This window comes from Acinetobacter sp. ESBL14 (genome assembly GCF_036668815.1).
Lineage (GTDB): Bacteria > Pseudomonadota > Gammaproteobacteria > Pseudomonadales > Moraxellaceae > Acinetobacter > Acinetobacter gyllenbergii.
Genome location: NZ_JAZEVS010000050.1, coordinates 1 through 403, shown reverse-complemented (window position 1 = coordinate 403; position 403 = coordinate 1). Strand labels below are relative to the sequence as shown.

General features: G+C 74.4%; 1 protein-coding gene. It reads left to right on the top strand.

The annotated features are described in order from the left end of the window. The coding region (locus V6E90_RS21575; RefSeq protein ID WP_332606416.1) for an acyl-CoA dehydrogenase family protein at positions 1-403 on the top strand (403 nt) is incomplete at both ends.

Sequence of the window (403 nt, the reverse complement as noted above, 5' to 3'; positions counted from 1 at the left end):
CGAAGTGATCGCCCCCCACCCGCTCGCCACGCTGGCGTTCGCCGACATGGCGCTGCCCGCGGACGCCCTGCTCGGCGAAGCCGGGCGCGGCTTCGCGGCGGCGATGGCGACGCTCGACATCTTCCGCACCACCGTGGGCGCCGCCGCGCTCGGCTTCGCCCGCCGCGCGCTCGACGAAGCGACCACGCGCTCCCGTACCAGGCGGCTCGGCGACGGCACGCTCGCCGACAATCCGGTCACCCAGTCCAAGCTCGCCGAGATGGTGCTCGACATCGATACCTCCGCCCTCCTCATCTACCGCGCCGGCTGGCTCCGCGACGTGCGGGGCCAGCGCAACACGCGCGAGGCCGCGCTCGCCACGCTCCACGCCACCGACAGCGCCCAGCAGGTGATCGACACGGCG